The organism is Pedobacter sp. 01N416 (assembly GCF_056399685.1).
Window position 1 is genome coordinate 1 of record NZ_JBFTRT010000898.1, and the last position, 1,159, is coordinate 1,159.

Sequence of the window (1,159 nt, forward strand, 5' to 3'; positions counted from 1 at the left end):
AATAAAGGCTCCAATTAAAGAAATATACAATCCAAATCTGGTTTGATCAGACAATCTATACCAAATAGAAAGGTTCATATAAATACCTAAACATACGTAGCCCACAAGTAAATAAGGAACTGCGGGCAAACCTACCCAATATTCGGCCAGGTGTTTTGCATCCCGGCTGATAAAGTATTTCAGGATTTCGATATTCGCAGTGAGGGCCACAAAAAGAATGGAAAGTGCTATTACAAAATATTCCAGAATTTTGGCATAAGTAATCTTTGCGTTTTCATTTTTGGCATAGCTGAAGAAAAACGGTTCGGCACCCAGTCTAAAAGCCATATTGAAAATACTCAGGAATATAGCCAGCTTACAAACAGCACCATAAATACCTACTTCTGCTTCGGTTGTGTATCTATCCAAAAGTATTTTATCCAGATTTTCATTAACGATGAAAGATAAATTTGCGATCAGGACAGGCCAGCTGTAAGAAAGCATTTTTTTAAAAAGATCACGGTCAAATTTAAACTGAACCTTTAAAAATTCTGGCACTAAAAGTAAAAAGGTAAGCGCACTTGCTACCAGATTGGCAATAAATACATACCCAACCCACTTATCACGGAACCAACTTTGAAAGAACGCTGCGCCGGGCAGATCATGTTTAATGATTAGCGGGATACCGTAAATGAAAAATAAGCTTAAGAGTACATAAGTCAAGATATTCACAAATTTAATGATGCTATATCTAAAAGGCTTTCCATCAGCCCTGATCCTGGCAAAGGGAATTACACAGATGGCATCTGAAAACAAGAGCCAAAGAAAATACTGTACATATCTTTTTTGATCCTGATAATGTGACATATTACTGTTTAACAACCATTTGGTGATCGGTTCGGTAAGAACAAGCCCAGTAATTAAAAACAGTATGGATATAAAGGCAACGATCAGGAAAGAATTGTTATAAACCTGCTGTTTTTTATCTTCATGTTTATTGAGATACCTAAAAAAAGTAGTTTCCATCCCAAAGGCCAGTATAGCATTCGTCATAGATGCATAAGCATACATTTTGGTAAAAACACCTAATGCACTAGCACCGTAACTCCGGGTAAATATTGGTGTTAATATGAAATTGAGTAACCGCGAGGCGATGGTACTGATACCATAAACCATGGTT

Annotated in this window: 1 protein-coding gene; it reads right to left on the reverse strand. The window is 36.6% G+C overall.

From position 1 onward, the window contains the following. Positions 1 to 1,159, reverse strand: a 1,159-nt coding sequence (locus AC1DND_RS28225; RefSeq protein WP_477586207.1) for a lipopolysaccharide biosynthesis protein, incomplete at both ends; no start/stop codon positions are given.